The organism is Gluconobacter sp. Dm-73 (assembly GCF_018256215.1).
Taxonomy (GTDB): Bacteria; Pseudomonadota; Alphaproteobacteria; order Acetobacterales; family Acetobacteraceae; genus Gluconobacter; species Gluconobacter cadivus.
This window is the reverse complement of record NZ_JAERLW010000001.1, coordinates 148,473-167,019: the sequence shown is the minus strand read 5'-3', so window position 1 is coordinate 167,019 and position 18,547 is coordinate 148,473. Positions and strand designations below refer to the sequence as shown.

Sequence of the window (18,547 nt, the reverse complement as noted above, 5' to 3'; positions counted from 1 at the left end):
CGCGTTATTCCGGACCACCTCTTTCCTGTTCGGAACAGACAGGAATCGGTTCCGATCCCTGCATGCCAACCTTGAAAATCAGTGGCCATAAGCGCCCATACTCATGACTCGAATCACCGGTCAAGTGCCGTGTTAACGCCGGTTAAATGTGAAAAGTTCGATTCATAATCGGAACCAGAAATTTCGGCATAAATGTCACAGCTATTCTGAAGAATGTGGCAGAATTCTGCCACATCATCGAAACCAGCGTGCTTTCACGCTCCTGAAACATGCGCTGCCTGCGTAGCTGCCCAGCGTTACAGTCGTAGCATGAGGAGAGGGAAAGACCACCTCCGTCATCCTGACGAGTCCGTCAGCAGCGAAAATCTCGACCGAACTCCGGTCCACAATAACTCTCAGACGAACACCCCCATCCTGTGGAGGAAGGGGTGCCACATGGCGCGTCGTAAAGGTCGTGTCCGGTACCAAAACCCCTGACCGACTGCGGTCTACAACCAGTTCCCGACGTGTGGGGTCGTAGAGGATCTCGGTGCCAAACATGCCATCCTCCGTCGCCGCCACAGTCAGCACCGCCACGTCTCCGTCAGGCTCAATAATCAGTTGGAGTTCAAGCACCGCATCCGCGAAATCCGTACAGTCCGCAACGCTATCGGGCAGCTTCCAGACCACTTCTGCTTCCGGGCGGATGTCGCTGGCCACAAAGACCTCGACCGGAGCGCCAAGACTGACTGGGTTTTGCTTCATCAAAAGCGTACCGTCCTCCTGCCGCACAAGGGACAGATGCGTCGGAAGCGTCATCTGGCCGCGCCATGGAACGGTCGGCGTCTGGTTGGCGTAGTTCCAGTTGCCCATCCAGCCGATACTGACGGGTGTGGGCGTTCCGGCGAAGCAGACAATCGCATAATTGTCCGGTCCATAATCCATCCAACGATACTGCCAGGGATCATCTGTGGCCGTTGGCTGCTCTGCGGGCGTGAAGATCGTGCCGTCGAACTCTCCGACGTAATAGAACGTCCCAGATCCACCTGTCAGACCACCGGGATTGACGCTGACGATCATCACCCAGCCGGAAGCCCCGGCCTCCCCCTCAATCGGGAGCCGCGTCAGAACCGGCACTTCCCACAACATGTCCGGCGTATGATAGCCGGGCGGCCGAAAGTCGCTGAGGAACTCCCAGTGCAGAAAATCGGTTGAGCGGAAGAGCTTGACCACCTGCTGTTCGGCCTCGACCGCCGTCAGCACCCAGTATCCACCCTCTTCATACCAGCACAGTGCCGGGTCCCGGAAATTTTGCGAGGGCGGATCAAGTGTCAGAACGGGATTGTGAGCGTAGCGCGTCCAGGTCGCGCTATGATCCAGACTGACCGCAACTGAAACCGCCTGCGTGCCGTCTTCCTGCTCACCCGGCATGTCGCGAAATACGCTGGTGTAAAGCGCCAGAAGCGGAGGATTTTCGTCTGTGCCCAGACCACTCCGATTATCCCGGTCATAAATCACCGTGCCGGAATAGATCTGCTCCTGCGGTGTGGACGGCAGCGCAATCGGTTGCTCTTCCCAATGCAGCAGATCCCGACTGGTCGCATGCCCCCAGGAAATATAGCCCATGACGGGCTCGACCGGATTGTGCTGGTAAAAGAGGTGATACACACCATCAATCAGGATCGGCCCGTTCGGATCATTCATCCAGTTCCGGGCCGGGGCATAATGCAGCAGCGGACGCCACTGCCGTGTCTCCTGAAGGGACATGGGGAATTCTCCTGTTCAAGCAGTCTTTGCGACGCCTTACAGGAAAAAGGGTTCCCCACCCTTTTGCAAATCCGCGCCTCCGAACCGGAAGCGCGGAACACAGCCTCAGCCGTTGCGCGGTGACCAGGCCGGGTCGGACGCACCCGTCGAGGTCCGGATCGGACGCTCGTTAAAGCCCGTAATGTCGATCGTCCCGATCCCCGATGCAAAGCCCGCACCGCCCGCACCGGCTGCGCTCTGGCGGCAGAACGCAAGCACACGGCCATTGGGGCAGAACGTCGCGCTATCAACGGTAAAGCCCTGCGTCAGAATACGCTCACCGCTGCCATCCGGGTTCATCACCCCGAGCGAGAATCCGCCGCCGCCGATGCGCGTAAAGGCGATCAGGTCTCCACGCGGGGACCAGACCGGCGAACCATACTGGCCGGTACCATAGGAAATCCGCTTCGCCGGACCACCCGACGCACTCATGATATAGAGCTGCGGGCTGCCACCGCGATCCGAGTTGAACACGATCTGGCTGCCATCCGGGCTGAAGCACGGGCTGGTGTCGATTGCGCCATTGGAATTGGTAATCTGACGCTTTGCACGTGAGGCCAGGTCGACAATGAAAATATCCGACCCGCTGCCACGCGTAGCGGACAGCACGACGGAACCGCCGGTCGGCGAAAAGCGCGGCGCAAAGGAAATGCCCGCGAACTCACCCAGAATCTGCTGACGACCGGATGCCAGATCGAACAGATACACGCGCGGACGGTTGTTGGCGTAGGACATGAACGCAATCTGGTCGCGCACCGGGTTGAAGCGCGGCGTCAGCGTCAGCCATTCGCCGTTCGTCAGCATCCGTTCGTTGGCACCATCCTGATCCATCAGGGCCAGACGCGTGATCTGATGATGGCGCGGACCAGTACGGGCGATGTAAGCGATGCGGGTGTCGAAATAACCCTTCTCGCCCAGCATCCGCTCATAGATCACGTCTGCAATAATATGCGCGATGCGACGCCAGTTGGATGTCGAGGCCGTATAGGCCGTGCCCTGAAGCTGCTGGCCGGACAGCACGTTCCACAGACGCATCTCAACGCGCACACTGCCCGAACCGATCGCCTGTCCGGACACGGCCGCACGGGCACCCTGCGCCTTGAGCGCGCTGAAATCGGGCGTAGAGCCGGGCGGCACGTCGCCGCTCATGACCTTGAACAGGCCGGTGCCATTCAGATCGGACGTGATGACACCGGAAATCTGCTCACCCAGACCCGCCCCGAAATTCGGAATGACAATGGGGATCGGCTCCTGACGGGCCTGATCGACGGTAATTTCAGCCTCACCGGGGCCAGAGGCAGCTGCGGACTGGGCAAAAGCGGCCAGAGGCGTTGCCAGAAGACCACCAGCAGCGGTAGCTCCCAGAACGGAGCGGCGCGAAAACAGCGCGCTCAGGGCCTCGGCGTCAGTATCGGGAATGAAGGACATGAGACTTCCTCGTGGATTACGGCCTGAAGACAAAACGCAGCTCATGCGTCTGACCAAGCATCTTGGAGGGAATGGGCAGATGGGCACAGGTGGGGCTCAACACCGCATCCCGCGCCCGCTCCGCCAGAACGCGGTAAGACGGGTCGGAGGCCATTTTCGCAGCCGTATCAGGCGCAAATTTGACAATCCGCGCCTCACCGGTCGCATCGACGGTCACGACCATATGCGCGACAAAACTCGCATAGTTCCGTGCTTCGGTATCTTCAGTATAGCAACGGCGCACGGAGCCGCCGATAGCCTTCTGATCCGCCATGGACAGCGACTTGGTGATGTCGCCGTTCGGCACACCACCCCCGTTCGGCGCACCGCCCTGCGGCGGATTGGCCTTTGCAGTCGGCGCATGGGTCTGCTTTTGATCGGCGCGGAAATTATCCAGCGTCGCCAGCAGCGAATGGCTGTCAGCTTCCGTTTTCTTCGCCGCGTTCGGCTGCGTCATATGCGAAAATTTCGGCATATCCGGCAGCTTGTCGGCTTTCTGTGTCTGCGGGCTCGGCGGCGCAACCATCGTCGATTTCGACGGCGGTGACGGCGTGGGCGGTGACGCTGGCACAGGCTGCGGGGACTCATCCGTCATTTTCGGCGGAAGCTTGATATCCGGCAGCTTCTGCGGCGGCGTCTCCGGCGGAGGCGGCACAGGCTGGGGCGGCGGAGGTGGCGGAGGCGGTTCTTCCGTCGGCGCCTTCAGAGGGGGCGTCGGAGACGGAGGGGCCTCGTTCTTCACGGGTGCGGGAGCCGGAGCGGGCGCAGGAGCCGGATGATCGGCCTTGACCGGGTGGGTCGGCGGACCTGCCTGCTCGAACTCCATCTGCACCGTGGGTGGTTCAGGCGGTTCAGGCGGTTTTTCTGGCGGGATTTGAACGATCAGATACGCGATCAGCCCCAGATGAATGGCGACTGATCCGTAAAGCGCATGACGAAAGCGCCTGTTGTCAGAGCGGCGTGGACGGACCACGGCAGGCGCCTCTTACTGGCCGCTCTGGGGCTGCTGCGCGAGAAGCGCAACATGCGTGAAACCGCCCGACGTGATCTGGCCCATGACCTGCATCACCTGTCCGTAGTCGATATGAGCATCGGCACGAACAAAGATGCGGTGGGTCGGATCGTTCTGCGACTGCGCCTTGAGCTGCTCGATCAACTGGTCGGACGTGACCTGCTGGTCTCCCAGATACAGCGAGCCATCCGTGCGCAGAGACACGGTGATCGGCTTGGAATCCGAATTGACCGGGCTGGCATCCGTCTTCGGCAGATCCACATTGACACCACTGGTCAGCATCGGCGCCGTCACCATGAAAATGATGAGCAGCACCAGCATGACGTCCACCAGTGGCGTGACGTTGATTTCCGAAGCGGGCCGACGCTTGCGGCGTCCGCCTCCTCCAGTCCGTCCTCCCGCAGACATCCCCATGGTTCAGGCCTTCCCGCCGGTCGTATCGTCCGCACGTTCCTCGGACTGACGCGACAGGATGGCCGCGAACTCGGTGCCGAAGGCTTCCATGCGGTCCGTGAACTTCTCGAACGAGTTGCTCAGACCGTTATAGGCAATATAGGCCGGAATAGCCGTCACGAGACCAATGGCCGTTGCGAACAGGGCTTCGGAAATACCCGGCGCCACAACGGAAAGATTCGTGTTGTGCATCTGCGCGATGGACGCGAACGAATGCATGATGCCCCAGACCGTTCCGAAAAGACCGACAAACGGCGCCACTGGGCCGATCGTCGCGAGGAAGATCAGGCGGCGCGTCAGACGGTCGTTCTCACGCATGATGGTGATGTCGATGGCGCGGTCCACGCGCTCGCGTACGCCACCTCGCGACAGATCGATGCCACCGATGCGGGCGGAACGGCGCCACTCGCCCATGGCTGCGCCGAATACAGCCGCCATCGGATGGGTGGGGCGCGCACCGTCGGATTCGTAAAGATCGTCGAGCGATCCGCCCGACCAGAAACGGTCCTCGAATTCCGTCGCCTCGCGGTTGACGCGACGGATGAGAATGATTTTTTCCGCAATGATCGCCCATACGCCAGCGCTGCACAGCAGCAGACCCAGCATCACCAGCTTTACAACGATGGAGGCGTGCAGGAACAGGTCCAGAGGCGAAAGACCGGTCGCACCGACCGCCCCAAGCGCACTCGAACTTACCTCATGATCCACTGTTCTCTCCTGTACAGATCCTGTCCCTTGCGGGTCAGGACTCTCCATTGCACTTCACGCGGAAACAGGAAAGTGGGTCAGACCTCTCCTGCCTCCAGTTTTCTCACTGCATCACGCCAGCGAGGCGGAATTTTGGCAGGTTTCATGTCAACGGCACTCAGACAGGCCAGTTCCACGTCGATAACCGTAGCGGTTTCGCCACCGCCGGAATAATTCCGGACGGTCTGACAAAGTTTGAGCCGCGTCGGGGTCATGGCGTCCAGCGCCGTCTCAATTTCCATTTCATCATCGAGTCGGAGCGGAGAGCGATACCGGATCGCTGCCTGACGCACGACGAAGACCAGTCCAAAATCGTTCAGAAGTTCCGTCACGGATGCATCCGCATCGCGCATCGCCTCGCTTCGCGCGCGCTCAGCAAAACCCAGATAGCGCGCGTGATAGACGATGCCACCCGCATCGGTGTCTTCGTAATAAACCCGGAACCTGATCTTGTGCGTGGCCATACTGTCTCTCCAGTCATGGTGCGCCCATCCCCCGAAGCGCGTTCAGGATCATTCAGGGCGCGGAATCGTCCTGCTCCAGCGTGGAAAGCAGGTCCACCTGGCTCGCTGGCGGCGTAAGACCGAGATGACGCCATCCCGCCTCACCCAGCATCCGCCCGCGCGCCGTTCTCAGAACGAGCCCTTCCTGAATGAGATAAGGCTCGATCACGTCTTCCAGCGTATCGCGTGCTTCGGCAAGTCCCGCCGCCAGTGTTTCCACACCGACCGGGCCACCGTGATGATGCTCGGCAATCCGCTTCAGATAGCGCCGGTCCATCGCATCCAGCCCGCGCCCGTCAACCTCAAGCCGCCCCAGAGCCGCATCCGCCAGCGCCCGGTCCACAACGGCCTGTTTCGAGACGAGCGCAAAATCCCGCACGCGGCGCAGCAGACGCCCGGCAATCCGGGGCGTGCCGCGCGAACGACGGGCAATTTCTTCGGCACCATCATCCGTCAAACGCATCCCGAGCTTCACAGCCCCGCGCGAGACGATCGCCCGCAGTTCTTCCGGCGTATAGAATACCAGCCGCAGCGGAATCCCGAACCGGTCCCGCAGAGGCGTGGCCAGCAACCCGGCCCGTGTGGTGGCCGCCACAAGCGTGAACGGCGCCAGATCAATCCGCACAGAGCGCGCGGCAGGCCCTTCGCCGATAATCAGATCGAGCTGAAAATCTTCCATCGCCGGATAGAGGACTTCTTCGATCGCAGGCTGAAGACGGTGAATTTCGTCAATGAACAGCACATCGCGCGGCTGGAGATTCGTCAAAATCGCCGCCAGATCGCCCGCACGCTGGATGACCGGCCCGGAGGTCGCCCGGAAACCCACGCCCAGTTCCCGTGCCACGATCTGCGCCAGCGTCGTCTTGCCCAGACCCGGCGGTCCGTGCAGCAGAACATGATCCAGCGCCTCACCACGAGCCCGCGCGGCCTCGATGAAAATCGCGAGGTTCTCACGGCTGGCTTTCTGGCCCGTAAAATCCGCAAGCGTTTCAGGACGCAAACCGCCCTCGCCCGTATCCTCAGGCTGACGGGACGGATCGGTTTCGCGATAGGTGTCACTCATCGCGCAAGATCCTTCAGGCTCAGACGGATTGCCAAATCCAACGTCGCATTCTCGTTCTCGGCCAGAACCTTGCTCAGAACCGGCCACGCCTCAGCCCGTCGGAAGCCAAGCCCCGCAAGCGCCAGCAGTGCATCATTCTCGACACTCGGCCCAGAGACGATTCCCGGCGCGGACACAGTCCCACCGCCGCCCGGCATTTTCGCAACTTTGTTGCGAAGCTCGCTCAAAATCCGATCCGCCAGACGCGGCCCGACACCCGCAGCCCGCGTCAGCGAGCCTTTGTCCCCGGCATTGATCGCCAGCAGAAGCTCGCCCGGACTGTTGGCCGACAGGATCGCCAGCGCCACTTTTGCACCCACGCCCTGCACGGTCGTCAGCAGACGGAACCAATCCCGCTCATCCGTCGTCGCAAAACCGAAAAGCTGGATCGCATCCTCGCGCACGATCGTTTCGATCAGCACGCGCGCCACGGATGGCGGCTGGGGCAGTGCCGCCAGCGTGCGGGTCGAGGCCGACACCACATAGCCCACGCCATTAACATCCACGATGCAACGCTCGCCCTCGATCTGCCCGACAAGTCCAGTCAGTTGCCCGATCATGCCATCCGCTTTCCGGCCACGACATGTGCCGCACTGGCCCGGTGATGGGCATGACAGATCGCAACGGCCAGCGCATCGGACGCATCGGCCTTGCGAATTTCCGCGCCCGGCAACAGCCGCTTCACCATCATCGTCACCTGTTCTTTGGTGGCAGACCCGGTCCCGACCACGGATTTCTTGACCGTCATCGCACCATATTCCGCAACCGGCAGCCCTTCATAGGCAGGCGTCAAAAGCGCCACCCCGCGCGCATAACCGAGCTTGAGCGTCGAAGAGCCATTGCGGTTGACGTAGGTTTCTTCAACGGCGGCTTCCGCTGGCGCATATTCGCGGATCAGCTTCTTCAGCGCCCCGTGCAGCTCGCACAGGCGCAGCGGCACGGATTCGGACCCATCGGTCCCGATGACACCCGACGCCACATGCTTCAGGTGATTGCCGTCCACGTCGATGATGCCCCAGCCCATGAACCGCAGGCCGGGGTCAATGCCCATCAGACGGATCAAGCAGCCAGCGCCTCGGCAACGTCGTCAGGAATATCGAAGTTCGCGTAGACGGCCTGAACGTCGTCATTATCTTCCAGAACGTCGATCAGCTTCATGACCGAACGTGCCTTGTCCTCGTCCAGCGTCACGCTGTTTTCCGGACGCCAGTCGAGCTTGGACGACTGCGGCTCGCCAAAACGGCTTTCAAGCGCATCGCGGACAGCAAAGAAATTTTCCATCTCGCAGGTGACTTCATGGCCGTCTTCGGTGGTCACGGCATTGTCCGCACCGGCTTCGATCGCGGCTTCCAGCATGTCGTCTTCGGACGCCACATCCAGCGGATAGTTGATGACGCCCAGACGCTGGAACATGAACGAAACCGAGTTCGTCTCACCCATCGACCCGCCATGCTTGGAGAACGCTGCGCGCACTTCGCCCGCCGTGCGGTTGCGGTTATCCGTCAGGCCTTCAACGATGATCGCAACGCCAGCCGGACCATACCCCTCGTAACGGACTTCGACGTAATCGTCGCCACCCGCCGTGCCGGATGCCTTCTTGATAGCGCGCTCGACATTGTCCTTGGGCATGTTGACTTCGCGCGCCATGGACAGCGCCGCACGCAGACGCGGATTGGACGCGGCTTCGGGCAGACCCGAGCGCACCGCAACCGTGATTTCACGCAGGACCTTGGCGAACTGCTTGGCCCGCTTGGCATCCTGCGCACCTTTGCGGTGCATGATGTTCTTGAACTGTGAATGACCGGCCATCGGTCGCTCCTTCCTCTATCGTCGCGTCAGAGGCTCAGGCGAGCCTGCCATGACAGTGTTTGAACTTCAGACCAGACCCACACGGGCACAGGGCATTGCGCGGCGTCTCGGCATTCCAGCGCTGAAGCGTCTCGGCATCAGGCTCCTGCCCTGCCGAAACAGGCTGCGGGCGCGGCGTGAACGGCATTGCAGGTGAGAAAGACGCCACCGGACCGGGCGCCGGAATTTCAGAACCCGTCGTACCCTGCGCGAACAGTCCCGCAGGCTCCTCGGATGGGCCGGACGTCTCGGTATTGATGACAGGGAACGGCGGCGGCTCGGACACGGCCTGAATGCGGCACATCGTCTCCGTTACGCGAACCCGCATGTCATCCAGCATCGCCGTGAACATCTGGAAGGCTTCCTGCTTGTACTCGTTCAGCGGATCGCGCTGACCATACGCCCGCAGACCAATACCCTGACGAAGCTGGTCCAGCCCGTGCAGATGCTCTTTCCAGACCGCATCGAAGGTTGTCAGCACGACCTGCTTTTCGATCAGACGCATCAGTTCGGGGCCCATATTGGCCGTCCGAGCCGCCTGCGCCTTCGCGGCTTCGGCCTGAATGCGCTCAATCACGCTCTCCGCATCCATGCCGTCTTCCTTCGCCCAGTCTGCGATTGGCAGATCCAGATTCAGAATACGGGAGACCTCGCGGGTCAGCCCTTCCGTATCCCAGGCTTCAGCGAAGGATTTTTCCGGAATATGGGCATGGACCAGATCTTCGATCGTGTGTTCACGCAGTTCGGCGATCACACCCGAAAGGTCTTCCGTCGCCATGTATTCGCGGCGCTGGGCGTAAACCTCCTTGCGCTGGTCATTCATGACGTCGTCATATTTAAGCGTGTTCTTGCGCATGTCGAAATTGCGGGCTTCAACCCGCTTCTGCGCCTTTTCCAGAGCCTTGTTCAACCACGGATGAACGATCGCCTCGCCTTCCTTGAGGCCCATTTTCTGCATCATCGCGCCCATGCGATCGCTGGCGAAAATGCGGATCAGATCGTCTTCAAGCGACAGGAAGAAGCGTGAATTGCCCGGATCGCCCTGACGTCCTGAACGGCCGCGCAACTGGTTGTCCACGCGGCGGCTTTCATGGCGTTCCGTACCAATCACATACAGACCGCCTGCGTTATGAACTTCCTCGTGATGCTCCTCGACGCTTGCGCGGATGTCCTGCTCGACAGCCTCGCGCTGCGCCTCGTCTTCGACGTTCTCGATACTGGCCTTCACCAGCATCTCGATATTGCCGCCCAGTTTGATGTCGGTTCCGCGGCCCGCCATGTTGGTCGCAATCGTGATCGCACCCGGCGCACCCGCCTGCGCGACGATAATGGCTTCCTTTTCATGCTGACGGGCATTGAGCACGTTATGCGGAATGCCGCGCTGCGTGAGGATATGGGAGAGATATTCGCTCTTCTCGATGGACGTCGTGCCCACGAGAATAGGCTGACCCGTCTTGTGGATATCGCGGATCAGATCGGCCACGGCATTGAACTTTTCCGCCGCCGTCAGATAGACCTCATCATCCGTATCGATCCGCTGAACCGGCAGGTTCGTCGGGATTTCCACCACATCGAGATGATAGATTTCGGCGAACTCGTCGGCCTCGGTCATGGCCGTACCGGTCATGCCCGAAAGCTTCGGGTAGAGACGGAAATAATTCTGGAACGTGATGGAAGCGAGCGTCTGGTTCTCCTGCTGGATCTCCACATGTTCCTTGGCTTCCAGCGCCTGATGCAGACCGTCCGAATAACGGCGCCCGTCCATCATACGACCGGTAAACTCGTCGATAATGACGACCTTGCCCTCACGCACGATATAATCCACATCCCGCGTGAACAGCGTATGCGCCCGCAGGGACTGCTGGACGTGATGAACGACAGCCACGTTGTGAATGTCGTAAAGGCCACCTTCCTGAAGCACCCCGGCCTGCGCCAGAAGTTCCTCGACGCGGTGCGAGCCTTCTTCGGTCAGCGTGACCGAACGCAGCTTCTCGTCCTTGTCGTAAACATCCGGCTCCTGAACGAGCTTCACGACCACATCATCGACAGAGCGATACAGGTCGGAGCTGTCATCCGCAGGACCGGAAATAATGAGCGGCGTTCGCGCCTCGTCGATCAGGATGCTATCCACCTCATCCACGATCGCGTGGTTGAACGGACGCTGCACCATGTCGGCGAGCGAATATTTCATATTGTCGCGCAGATAGTCGAAACCGAACTCATTGTTCGTGCCGTAGGTGATATCCGCCGCGTAGGCATCGCGACGCTCCCCATCCGACAGGTTCGGGATGATCACACCCGTCGTAAGCCCAAGAAAGCTGTACAAAACAGACATTTCCTCGGCATCACGGCGCGCAAGATAGTCGTTCACCGTGACGACATGCACACCCTTGCCACTCAGCGCATTCAGGTAGACCGCAAGCGTTGCAACAAGCGTCTTGCCTTCGCCGGTCCGCATTTCCGCGATCCGACCGCCATGCAAGACCATGCCGCCAATGAGCTGCACATCGAAATGGCGTTTGCCCAGAACCCGGCGCGATGCTTCGCGGCAGACCGCAAAGGCTTCCGCCAGCAGGCCATCGAGGGTTTCGCCCTTCTCAAGCCGCTCCCTGAACTCGACTGTCTTGTGCCGCAGCTGTTCGTCAGAGAGTGCCTGGACCGCAGGCTCCAGTGCATTGATCTCGGGCACACGGCGCTGATACGCCTTGAGCGTGCGATCGTTGGCAGAACCGAAAAGGGCGCGGGCGAGGCGTGCGAACATGCTGAACCTTGAGATGCCGAAGACCCGGAACGCCAGATCTTTCCAGAACCGGAAAGACCCGCACACCGTGCCGTCAGGATTTTCACGTCTGCTGGAAATAGGACCGGGGCCGCGTAGGGTCAATGGAGAGGCCGCAGAGAACCTTGAGGAAATGTCCTGATTGTCATCGCGGTGTCACATCAAACCCGTAGACCGCACCCATCCGACACCCTCGTGAAGGAATGGTAACGGACCGCACCCTTGCAGGGCGGACCAGCCTTTGTCATGGTGCAGACCATCCTTATTCTCAGGTTACATCCGAGGTAGTCCCACATGCGGCTTTCCCGCTCCACTTTCGCTCTCGCAGTCCTCATGGCCGGCACATCGGTTACGGCATCGACGGCTTTCGCCGCTCCTGCTGCCGCTCCCGCAGCGGCCCCGGCCACAACGGCTCCTGCAGCAGCCCCCGCCGCCAACCCGGACATGCTGATCGCGACCGTCAACGGTTCAAAGATCACGCTCGGTGACGTGCAGCGCGCTGCTGGCAACCTCCCGCCGCAGGCCCGCCAGATCCAGCCGTCCGTTCTGATCCCGCTGATCGTCAACCAGCTCGTTGACCAGAAGGCCGTTCAGATCGCCGCCGACAAGGAAGGCCTGAGCCGCAAGCCGGACGTGAAGGCCGCCATGGACGCTGCCTCTGCGAACGCCCTGCAGAACGCCTATCTGGAAGAAAAGGTCGGCCCGCTGGTCACCGATTCCACGCTGCACGACTTCTATCAGACGCATTATGCGAACAAGAAGCCGGAAGAAGAGATCCACGCCCGCCACATCCTCGTGGACAGCGAAGCGCAGGCCAAGGACATCATTGCCCAGCTCAACAAGGGTGCTGATTTCGGCAAGCTCGCCGCACAGCTTTCCAAGGACAAGGGCTCCGCTGGCGCAAATGGCGGCGATCTCGGCTGGTTCAAGAAGGCTGACATGCTGCCGGCCTTCTCTGCTGCCGCCTTCGCCATGAAGCCGAACACGATCTCCCAGACGCCGGTCCACACCCAGTACGGCTGGCATGTGATTCAGGTTCTCGCGACCCGCACGGCCCCGATTCCGACCTTCGATCAGGTCCACGACCAGGTCCGTCAGGAACTGATCCGCGACAAGGTCCGTGACATCGTACAGAACGCCGAATCCCAGGTGAAGGTCGTTCACTACGACTCACAGGGCAAGATTATCCCGGACGCAGCTCCGGCTGCCGCACCTGCAAAGAAGTAAGACCACCATGGCAAAGCCGCTCCCCGTCTCTCCGCTCGCTCGTCCGCTGCCGGACCTTGCAACGATTGCGGGCGTGCGGCTTTCCGCCGTCGCCGCGGGCATCCGCTATCAAGGCCGTACGGACCTGATGCTGGCGGAATTCGTCCCCGGTACGGTCGCGGCAGGCGTCTACACCAAAAACGCCTGTCCCGGCGCCCCGGTGCTCTGGTGTCGGACCGCGCTGACAACCCCCTATGCCCGCGCGCTGCTCGTCAATGCAGGCAACGCGAACGTCTTTACCGGTCGCGCCGGAATACAGGCGTGCTCCGACTGCGCTGACGCCACCGCACGGCTTCTGGACTGCCCCCCGCAGGACGTCTTTCTCGCGTCCACAGGCGTGATCGGCGAAAAACTGCCTCAGGATCGCATTATCGGCGCCCTCCCCGCTGCCAAGGCTGGTCTGGACGAAAACGGCTGGGCTGATGCCGCCCGCGCCATCATGACGACGGACACCTTCCCCAAGGCCGCACGCCGCGATGTAAAAATTGCCGGAACGCCCGTCCGCATTCAGGGCATCGCCAAGGGATCGGGCATGGTTGCCCCTGACATGGCCACGATGCTGGCCTATGTCGCAACCGACGCGAAACTGCCGCAGAACATTCTTCAGTCTCTGCTGTCCTCGGGCTGTTCCCAGAGTTTCAACGCCATCACCGTCGATTCGGACACCTCCACGTCGGACATGCTGATGCTGTTCGCCACCGGACTGGCTGACAATCCCGAGATCGACGACATCAACGACCCCGCTCTCGCCGAGTTTACCCTTGCACTGAACGACCTCCTGCTGGAGCTCGCGCTCATGGTGGTCCGCGATGGCGAAGGCGCAACGAAGCTCGTCCGCATCGGCGTTACCGGCGCTGAAAGCAATCTCTCCGCCCATCGCATTGCGCTCTGCATCGCCAATTCCCCCCTCGTAAAAACCGCCATCGCGGGCGAGGACGCCAACTGGGGCCGCGTAGTCATGGCCGTTGGAAAAAGCGGCGAACCTGCGGACCGCGACCGGCTTTCCGTCGCCATTGGCGGAACATGGATCGCCAAAGAGGGTGGCGTTGTCGAAAATTACGACGAAGCCCCGGTTGTGGCCCATATGAAGGGTCAGGAAATCGAAATCGTCGTCGATCTCGGCCTCGGTGACGGCGAGGCCCGTGTGTGGACCTGCGATCTGACGCATGGCTACATCGACATCAACGGCTCCTATCGTAGCTAGACGCTCCCAACACGTCAGCGAGAGCGGGGCTTGTGCGACCCCGCCTCTGTCGATAGCAAAATCTGTCGTTGATCTCCTTCAGGCGCTCGCAAAACCGGGTGCCGTTTCGCACCTGATATAAGGAAAATGTCCATGTCTGCTGCAGCTCGCGTGCTTGTTCTTGGCGGTGGCGTCGGTGGGCTTGAAGCCGCTGCGGCTCTGGGCCGTCACCAGAATATTTCCCTGACACTCGTTGATCGCAGCCCCGTCCATTACTGGAAGCCGGCCCTTCACGAATTCGCTGCGGGCACCATGCAGCATCAGGGCAACTGCATCCCCTTCACCGAGACGGCAGCCAAATTCGGCTTCACCTTCGTTCAGGGCAGCCCCACGACGGTCAACCGCGACAACAAGACGGTCTCGCTCGATACCGGTGCCACGCTGCCCTACGACTATCTGGTGGTGGCGCTTGGTTCGCGCGCGAATGATTTCGGCATTCCCGGAATCGTCGATCACTGCATGTTCATCGACAATCTGAACGACGCCGACACCCTGTTCGCGACCTTCCGCGAGGCCGTCCAGAAAGCCCGGACGGCAGGCGAAAAGCTCTCCATCGGCATCGTTGGCGGCGGTGCAACTGGCGTGCAGCTCATTGCCGAACTGTGCAAGTCTATTGACGACGCCCGCGGTCTCGGCCCTTCCGTTCGCAAATCCCTGCTGAACGCTGTGCTGATCGAAACCGGCCCGCGTATCCTTCCGGCTTTCCCGGAAGCCGTCTCCTCGGCCGCCGCACGCCAGCTCGAAAATCTCGGTATTGCCGTCCGAACTGAAGCCATGGTGGTTGGTGCGGACGAAACAGGTTTCAGCCTCAAATCCGGCGAACATATCCCTGCCAGCCTCCGCGTCTGGGCTGCGGGCGTTCGTGCTTCGGATGCCACGAGCCTTCTGGAAGGCCTCGAACGCGGCCGCTCGGGCCAGCTTGGTGTCACCACGACGCTTCAGACCACGCAGGACCCGGCCGTCTTCGCGATCGGTGACTGCTCCCGCATCGACGCCGCACCGATTGCCCCCACGGCACAGGCCGCACGCCAGCAGGGCCAGTATATCGGTCGTGCTCTGCCGGAGATCATCGCAGGCAAAACGCCTGCCCCGTTCGCCTATAACGATCGCGGTGCCGTCGTGGCCCTTGGGGATTATAACGGCTGGGGCATGCTGGATGCCAAGCGCAGCTTCGGCGGCGGTCTGCTCTCGGGTCTGGCCGCACGCCTGATCCATGAAGGACTGTACCGGCAGCATCTCGCAGGCATTCTGGGCATCACGCCGACGGCCTGCAGCACGCTCCGCGAGCATCTTTCTCCGGTCAAACCTGATCTGGGGGGCTGAAAACCCTTTTCAGAATTCCGTCAAAGGGGGAATGTGGAACGTAGTGTCCCCAGACCCTGCGTCCCCTGTTCCGAGGATTCATGAGCCCTACCGATCTCTCCCCGCCCTTTGACAGGGTTCTGACCGACATCGAAGACACCCTGCTGGAAAAAGGGTTCGCCTTCCTTCAGGCCCAGACCACACAGCCGCTGCTCGACCATGAAGGCCTGACTGACTGGCAGGGCTTCGCGGAAAGCTGGAATCATCTAGGTCTTGATCGCTACATGGCGGATGGTGGCCGCTACCGCCGCCGCCGTTACGCGACTTTCGCGGTCTCGGGCGAGACCATCACACGCAAAAAACATCAGCCCCATTACCAGAGCCGGGACTACAACCTCCTCAATGGCGGGGTTGAACGCTGGTTTCCGGCTGTGTCGGATTCGATCGCATCCCACCCGGCCATGACCGCCGCCATCCGCACCATCAGCACAATCGCGGATGCCCTGACGCCACCCACGGAAAAGCCCCCATCCTGGCATGTGGAAGTGCATCAGTTCCGCATCGAGGCCCGCCCCGGCAATGAAGGACGCCCCACGCCCGAAGGCCTGCACCGCGACGGTGTGGACTGGGTTCTGGTCCTCATGGTCGCCCGTCACAACGTGGAACAGGGCGTCACTACGATCCACGATATGCGGAAGGAACCGCTGGGGTCCTTCACCCTCATCAACCCGCTCGATGCCGCCATTGTGGACGACCATCGCGTCTATCACGGCGTTACGGCGGTGCAGCCTGTCGATCCAGCCCAGCCGGCCTATCGGGACGTGCTCGTGGTCACGCTGCGCCATGAATGACATCAAAACCTTCACAGATGCCCGTCTTCAATTTCGTGTTATGATTGGTGCCATGTCGATCCAGCAGATTCTTTCCCGCCGCGCGGCAGTTCTGGCCCTGTCCTTCATGCTCCCCGCAGCGCTGTCCGGTGCGGATGCCGCCACGGGCAAAAGCCATCACCACACGCGCCACGCCGCGCAGCCCGCCAATGCGGGTGCAGCGCCCGTCATCCTGACAGCGCATCCGGGCACGAAGCTGGATGAAGACGCCCGCAAACTGAACGAAGACGATCTTCAGGACGCGGCGAAACATCACGATCAGCCGGTCGTGCTCGTCGGCTCCGCATCGCTCTCGTCCGGCAAGAATGACGAAGCCCTGTTCGTCCAGCTTCAGTCCGCCCGCCTCTGCGGTTCCGCAGGCTGCACGACGTCCGTATATCTGAAGCACAACGACACCTGGAACACGGTTTTGGACTCGGTGAACGGCGATATTTCCGTCCTGCCCACACGCCATAAAGGTATGCACGACCTTCTGGTCAGCCCGAATGACCGCTGGATCTGGAACGGCAAGGAATATCAGGACACGCTCAGCGCCCCGCCGATGCCAAAATAATCACTGATTTTTCTGGAAGATCTGGAGCGGGCGAGGGGAATCGAACCCCCGTATGCAGCTTGGGAAGCTGCCGTTCTACCATTGAACTACGCCCGCACTTGGCGTGAACATAACCGCTCCGCCCGTCTTCCGCAATCCACTCCACCCGAACTTCTGGGTGTTGACGCAAAACCGAAATACAGCCCATAGTCCGGGTGTCACAAACGCTTCGGCGTGACTGACCCTCGTGATTTGAGCGGCCGGCTTGCGGCGAGGTTAAAGAATTGCGCTAAAGAGGCCCTGCGTCGTTATCGAACGATTCCCAGGACTTCCACGGCCCGCCACATGCGCCCTTCCTCTAGGGGGCGTCTTATGGAGGGACACATTATGTCTTCAGAAAACTGGCGCACAGCCACCCGTCTCCTGCACGAAGCTCCGAACCGTACGGAATTCGGTGAAACGTCGGAAGCCCTCTTCCTGACCTCCGGCTTCGTCTATGACAGCGCCGAACAGGCCGCTGCGACCTTTACAGGCGACGTCCAGCACTTCCAGTATTCCCGCTTCGGCAACCCGACCGTCGACACGCTTCAGGAGCGCCTCGCACTCCTTGAGGGCGCCGAAGCCTGCGTTGCCACCGCAACCGGCATGGGTGCGGTCTCCTCTGCCATCCTGTCGCATGTGAAGGCGGGCGACCGCGTCGTGGCCTCCCGCGCCATTTTTGGTTCCTGCTACTGGATCGTGACCAACCTCCTGCCCCGCTATGGCATCGAGACCGAACTGGTGGACGGCACGGACTACGACGCCTGGGAGCGTGCCCTGTCCAAGCCAACCGCCGCCGTGCTGATTGAAAGCCCGTCCAACCCGATGCTCGACGTCCTCGACATCGCGCGTGTGGCCGAACTGACGCATAAGGCTGGCGGCCTGCTGATCGTGGACAACGTGTTCGCCACACCGCTCGGTCAGTCCCCGCTCAAGCTGGGCGCGGATGTGATCGTCTATTCCTGTACGAAACATATCGACGGTCAGGGCCGCGTTCTTGGAGGCGCGGTGCTCGGTTCCAGTGCATGGATCAACGAGACACTTCAGCCCTACACCCGCAATACCGGCAATGCCCTGTCGCCGTTCAACGCCTGGGTTCTTCTCAAGGGTCTGGAAACGCTCCAGCTCCGTACGGATGCCATGGCCCGCAATGCCGCTGCCGTCGCCGATGCGCTGGCCGAACTTCCGGGTGTTGTTCAGGTCCGCTATCCGGGGCGCGCCGACCATCCGCAGCATGAACTTGCCAAAGCACAGATGAGCAATGGCGGCTCCATGGTCGCGTTCGTGGTGGACAAGGGCCGTGAGGGCGCATTCGCCTTCATGAATGCCTTCAAAATCATCGCGATTTCCAACAATCTCGGCGACGCCCGCAGCCTTGCAACTCATCCCGCCACGACGACCCATATGCGCGTCAGCGAAGACGAACGTGCGCGTCTGGGCATCACGGACGGGGCCATCCGCCTCTCCGTCGGTCTGGAAGATCCAGCAGACCTGATCGACGATCTCAAGCGCGGTGCCGCAGCAGTTGCGGCCCTTGCATAAGTTTTCCTGACAAAAGACCGGGATGGCTTTACAATGG

General features: G+C 61.1%; 17 protein-coding genes, 1 tRNA gene and 1 riboswitch. Of the genes, 6 read left to right on the top strand and 12 right to left on the bottom strand.

Going from position 1 to position 18,547, the window contains the following annotated elements; all coding sequences use genetic code 11:
• Nucleotides 1-234 precede the first annotated feature (234 nt).
• From JK176_RS00815 to secA, 11 genes are all read right to left on the bottom strand, one after another.
• Complete coding sequence (locus JK176_RS00815; RefSeq protein ID WP_211585937.1) at nucleotides 235-1,746, bottom strand: glycoside hydrolase family 32 protein; 1,512 nt, start codon at nucleotides 1,744-1,746, stop codon at nucleotides 235-237.
• Nucleotides 1,747-1,851: 105 nt separating this feature from the next.
• Nucleotides 1,852-3,213, bottom strand: a complete 1,362-nt coding sequence (tolB, locus tag JK176_RS00810; protein WP_194261903.1) for a Tol-Pal system beta propeller repeat protein TolB — start codon at nucleotides 3,211-3,213, stop codon at nucleotides 1,852-1,854.
• Nucleotides 3,214-3,229: 16 nt separating this feature from the next.
• Nucleotides 3,230-4,225 (bottom strand): energy transducer TonB, encoded by a 996-nt coding sequence (locus tag JK176_RS00805; protein WP_099285462.1) that lies wholly within the window; start codon nucleotides 4,223-4,225, stop codon nucleotides 3,230-3,232.
• Nucleotides 4,226-4,237: 12 nt separating this feature from the next.
• A complete protein-coding gene (tolR, locus tag JK176_RS00800) occupies nucleotides 4,238-4,678 on the bottom strand; it encodes a protein TolR (protein WP_211585936.1) in 441 nt (146 codons plus the stop codon).
• 3 nt (nucleotides 4,679-4,681) lie between these two features.
• Nucleotides 4,682-5,473: a protein TolQ gene (gene tolQ / locus JK176_RS00795; RefSeq protein ID WP_194261901.1), complete on the bottom strand. Its 792-nt coding sequence runs from the start codon at nucleotides 5,471-5,473 to the stop codon at nucleotides 4,682-4,684.
• Nucleotides 5,474-5,502: 29 nt separating this feature from the next.
• Nucleotides 5,503-5,928: a tol-pal system-associated acyl-CoA thioesterase gene (gene ybgC / locus JK176_RS00790; RefSeq protein ID WP_062029163.1), complete on the bottom strand. Its 426-nt coding sequence runs from the start codon at nucleotides 5,926-5,928 to the stop codon at nucleotides 5,503-5,505.
• A gap of 52 nt (nucleotides 5,929-5,980) precedes the next feature.
• Nucleotides 5,981-7,030: a Holliday junction branch migration DNA helicase RuvB gene (gene ruvB, locus JK176_RS00785; RefSeq protein WP_211585935.1), complete on the bottom strand. Its 1,050-nt coding sequence runs from the start codon at nucleotides 7,028-7,030 to the stop codon at nucleotides 5,981-5,983.
• Complete coding sequence (gene ruvA, locus JK176_RS00780) at nucleotides 7,027-7,629, bottom strand: Holliday junction branch migration protein RuvA (protein ID WP_077802342.1); 603 nt, start codon at nucleotides 7,627-7,629, stop codon at nucleotides 7,027-7,029. Before ruvA ends, ruvB begins: the two co-directional genes overlap by 4 nt.
• Entirely contained in the window at nucleotides 7,626-8,132 is a 507-nt protein-coding gene (ruvC, locus tag JK176_RS00775) for a crossover junction endodeoxyribonuclease RuvC (protein ID WP_041111979.1), read from the bottom strand. The genes ruvA and ruvC overlap by 4 nt, the downstream gene beginning before the upstream one ends.
• On the bottom strand, nucleotides 8,129-8,878 hold the full coding sequence (locus tag JK176_RS00770) for a YebC/PmpR family DNA-binding transcriptional regulator (protein ID WP_194261898.1): 750 nt from the start codon (nucleotides 8,876-8,878) through the stop codon (nucleotides 8,129-8,131). Before JK176_RS00770 ends, ruvC begins: the two co-directional genes overlap by 4 nt.
• A gap of 34 nt (nucleotides 8,879-8,912) precedes the next feature.
• Nucleotides 8,913-11,678 carry a preprotein translocase subunit SecA gene (gene secA / locus JK176_RS00765; RefSeq protein ID WP_211585934.1) on the bottom strand — a complete coding sequence of 922 codons (2,766 nt, stop codon included), beginning with the start codon at nucleotides 11,676-11,678 and terminating at the stop codon, nucleotides 8,913-8,915.
• 312 nt (nucleotides 11,679-11,990) lie between these two features.
• Here secA and JK176_RS00760 point away from each other — a divergent pair, with 312 nt between their 5' ends.
• From JK176_RS00760 to JK176_RS00740, 5 genes are all read left to right on the top strand, one after another.
• Complete coding sequence (locus tag JK176_RS00760) at nucleotides 11,991-12,923, top strand: peptidylprolyl isomerase (protein WP_211585932.1); 933 nt, start codon at nucleotides 11,991-11,993, stop codon at nucleotides 12,921-12,923.
• Nucleotides 12,924-12,930: 7 nt separating this feature from the next.
• On the top strand, nucleotides 12,931-14,166 hold the full coding sequence (gene argJ / locus JK176_RS00755) for a bifunctional glutamate N-acetyltransferase/amino-acid acetyltransferase ArgJ (protein WP_211585931.1): 1,236 nt from the start codon (nucleotides 12,931-12,933) through the stop codon (nucleotides 14,164-14,166).
• A 132-nt stretch (nucleotides 14,167-14,298) separates the two neighbouring features.
• On the top strand, nucleotides 14,299-15,528 hold the full coding sequence (locus JK176_RS00750; protein ID WP_211585930.1) for an NAD(P)/FAD-dependent oxidoreductase: 1,230 nt from the start codon (nucleotides 14,299-14,301) through the stop codon (nucleotides 15,526-15,528).
• Between the two features lie 80 nt (nucleotides 15,529-15,608).
• A complete protein-coding gene (locus JK176_RS00745) occupies nucleotides 15,609-16,358 on the top strand; it encodes a 2OG-Fe dioxygenase family protein (RefSeq protein WP_211585929.1) in 750 nt (249 codons plus the stop codon).
• A 52-nt stretch (nucleotides 16,359-16,410) separates the two neighbouring features.
• The gene (locus JK176_RS00740) at nucleotides 16,411-16,950 is read left to right on the top strand and encodes a hypothetical protein (protein WP_211585928.1); all 540 of its coding nucleotides are present in this window, start codon (nucleotides 16,411-16,413) and stop codon (nucleotides 16,948-16,950) included.
• 22 nt (nucleotides 16,951-16,972) lie between these two features.
• On the opposite strand, the gene JK176_RS00735 is transcribed toward JK176_RS00740, so the two are convergent.
• Nucleotides 16,973-17,046, bottom strand: a tRNA-Gly gene (locus JK176_RS00735).
• Nucleotides 17,047-17,163: 117 nt separating this feature from the next.
• Nucleotides 17,164-17,243, top strand: a riboswitch (SAM riboswitch).
• 73 nt (nucleotides 17,244-17,316) lie between these two features.
• On the opposite strand from JK176_RS00735, the gene metZ reads away from it, so the two are divergent.
• Entirely contained in the window at nucleotides 17,317-18,510 is a 1,194-nt protein-coding gene (metZ, locus tag JK176_RS00730) for an O-succinylhomoserine sulfhydrylase (protein ID WP_211585927.1), read from the top strand.
• Nucleotides 18,511-18,547: the final 37 nt, after the last annotated feature.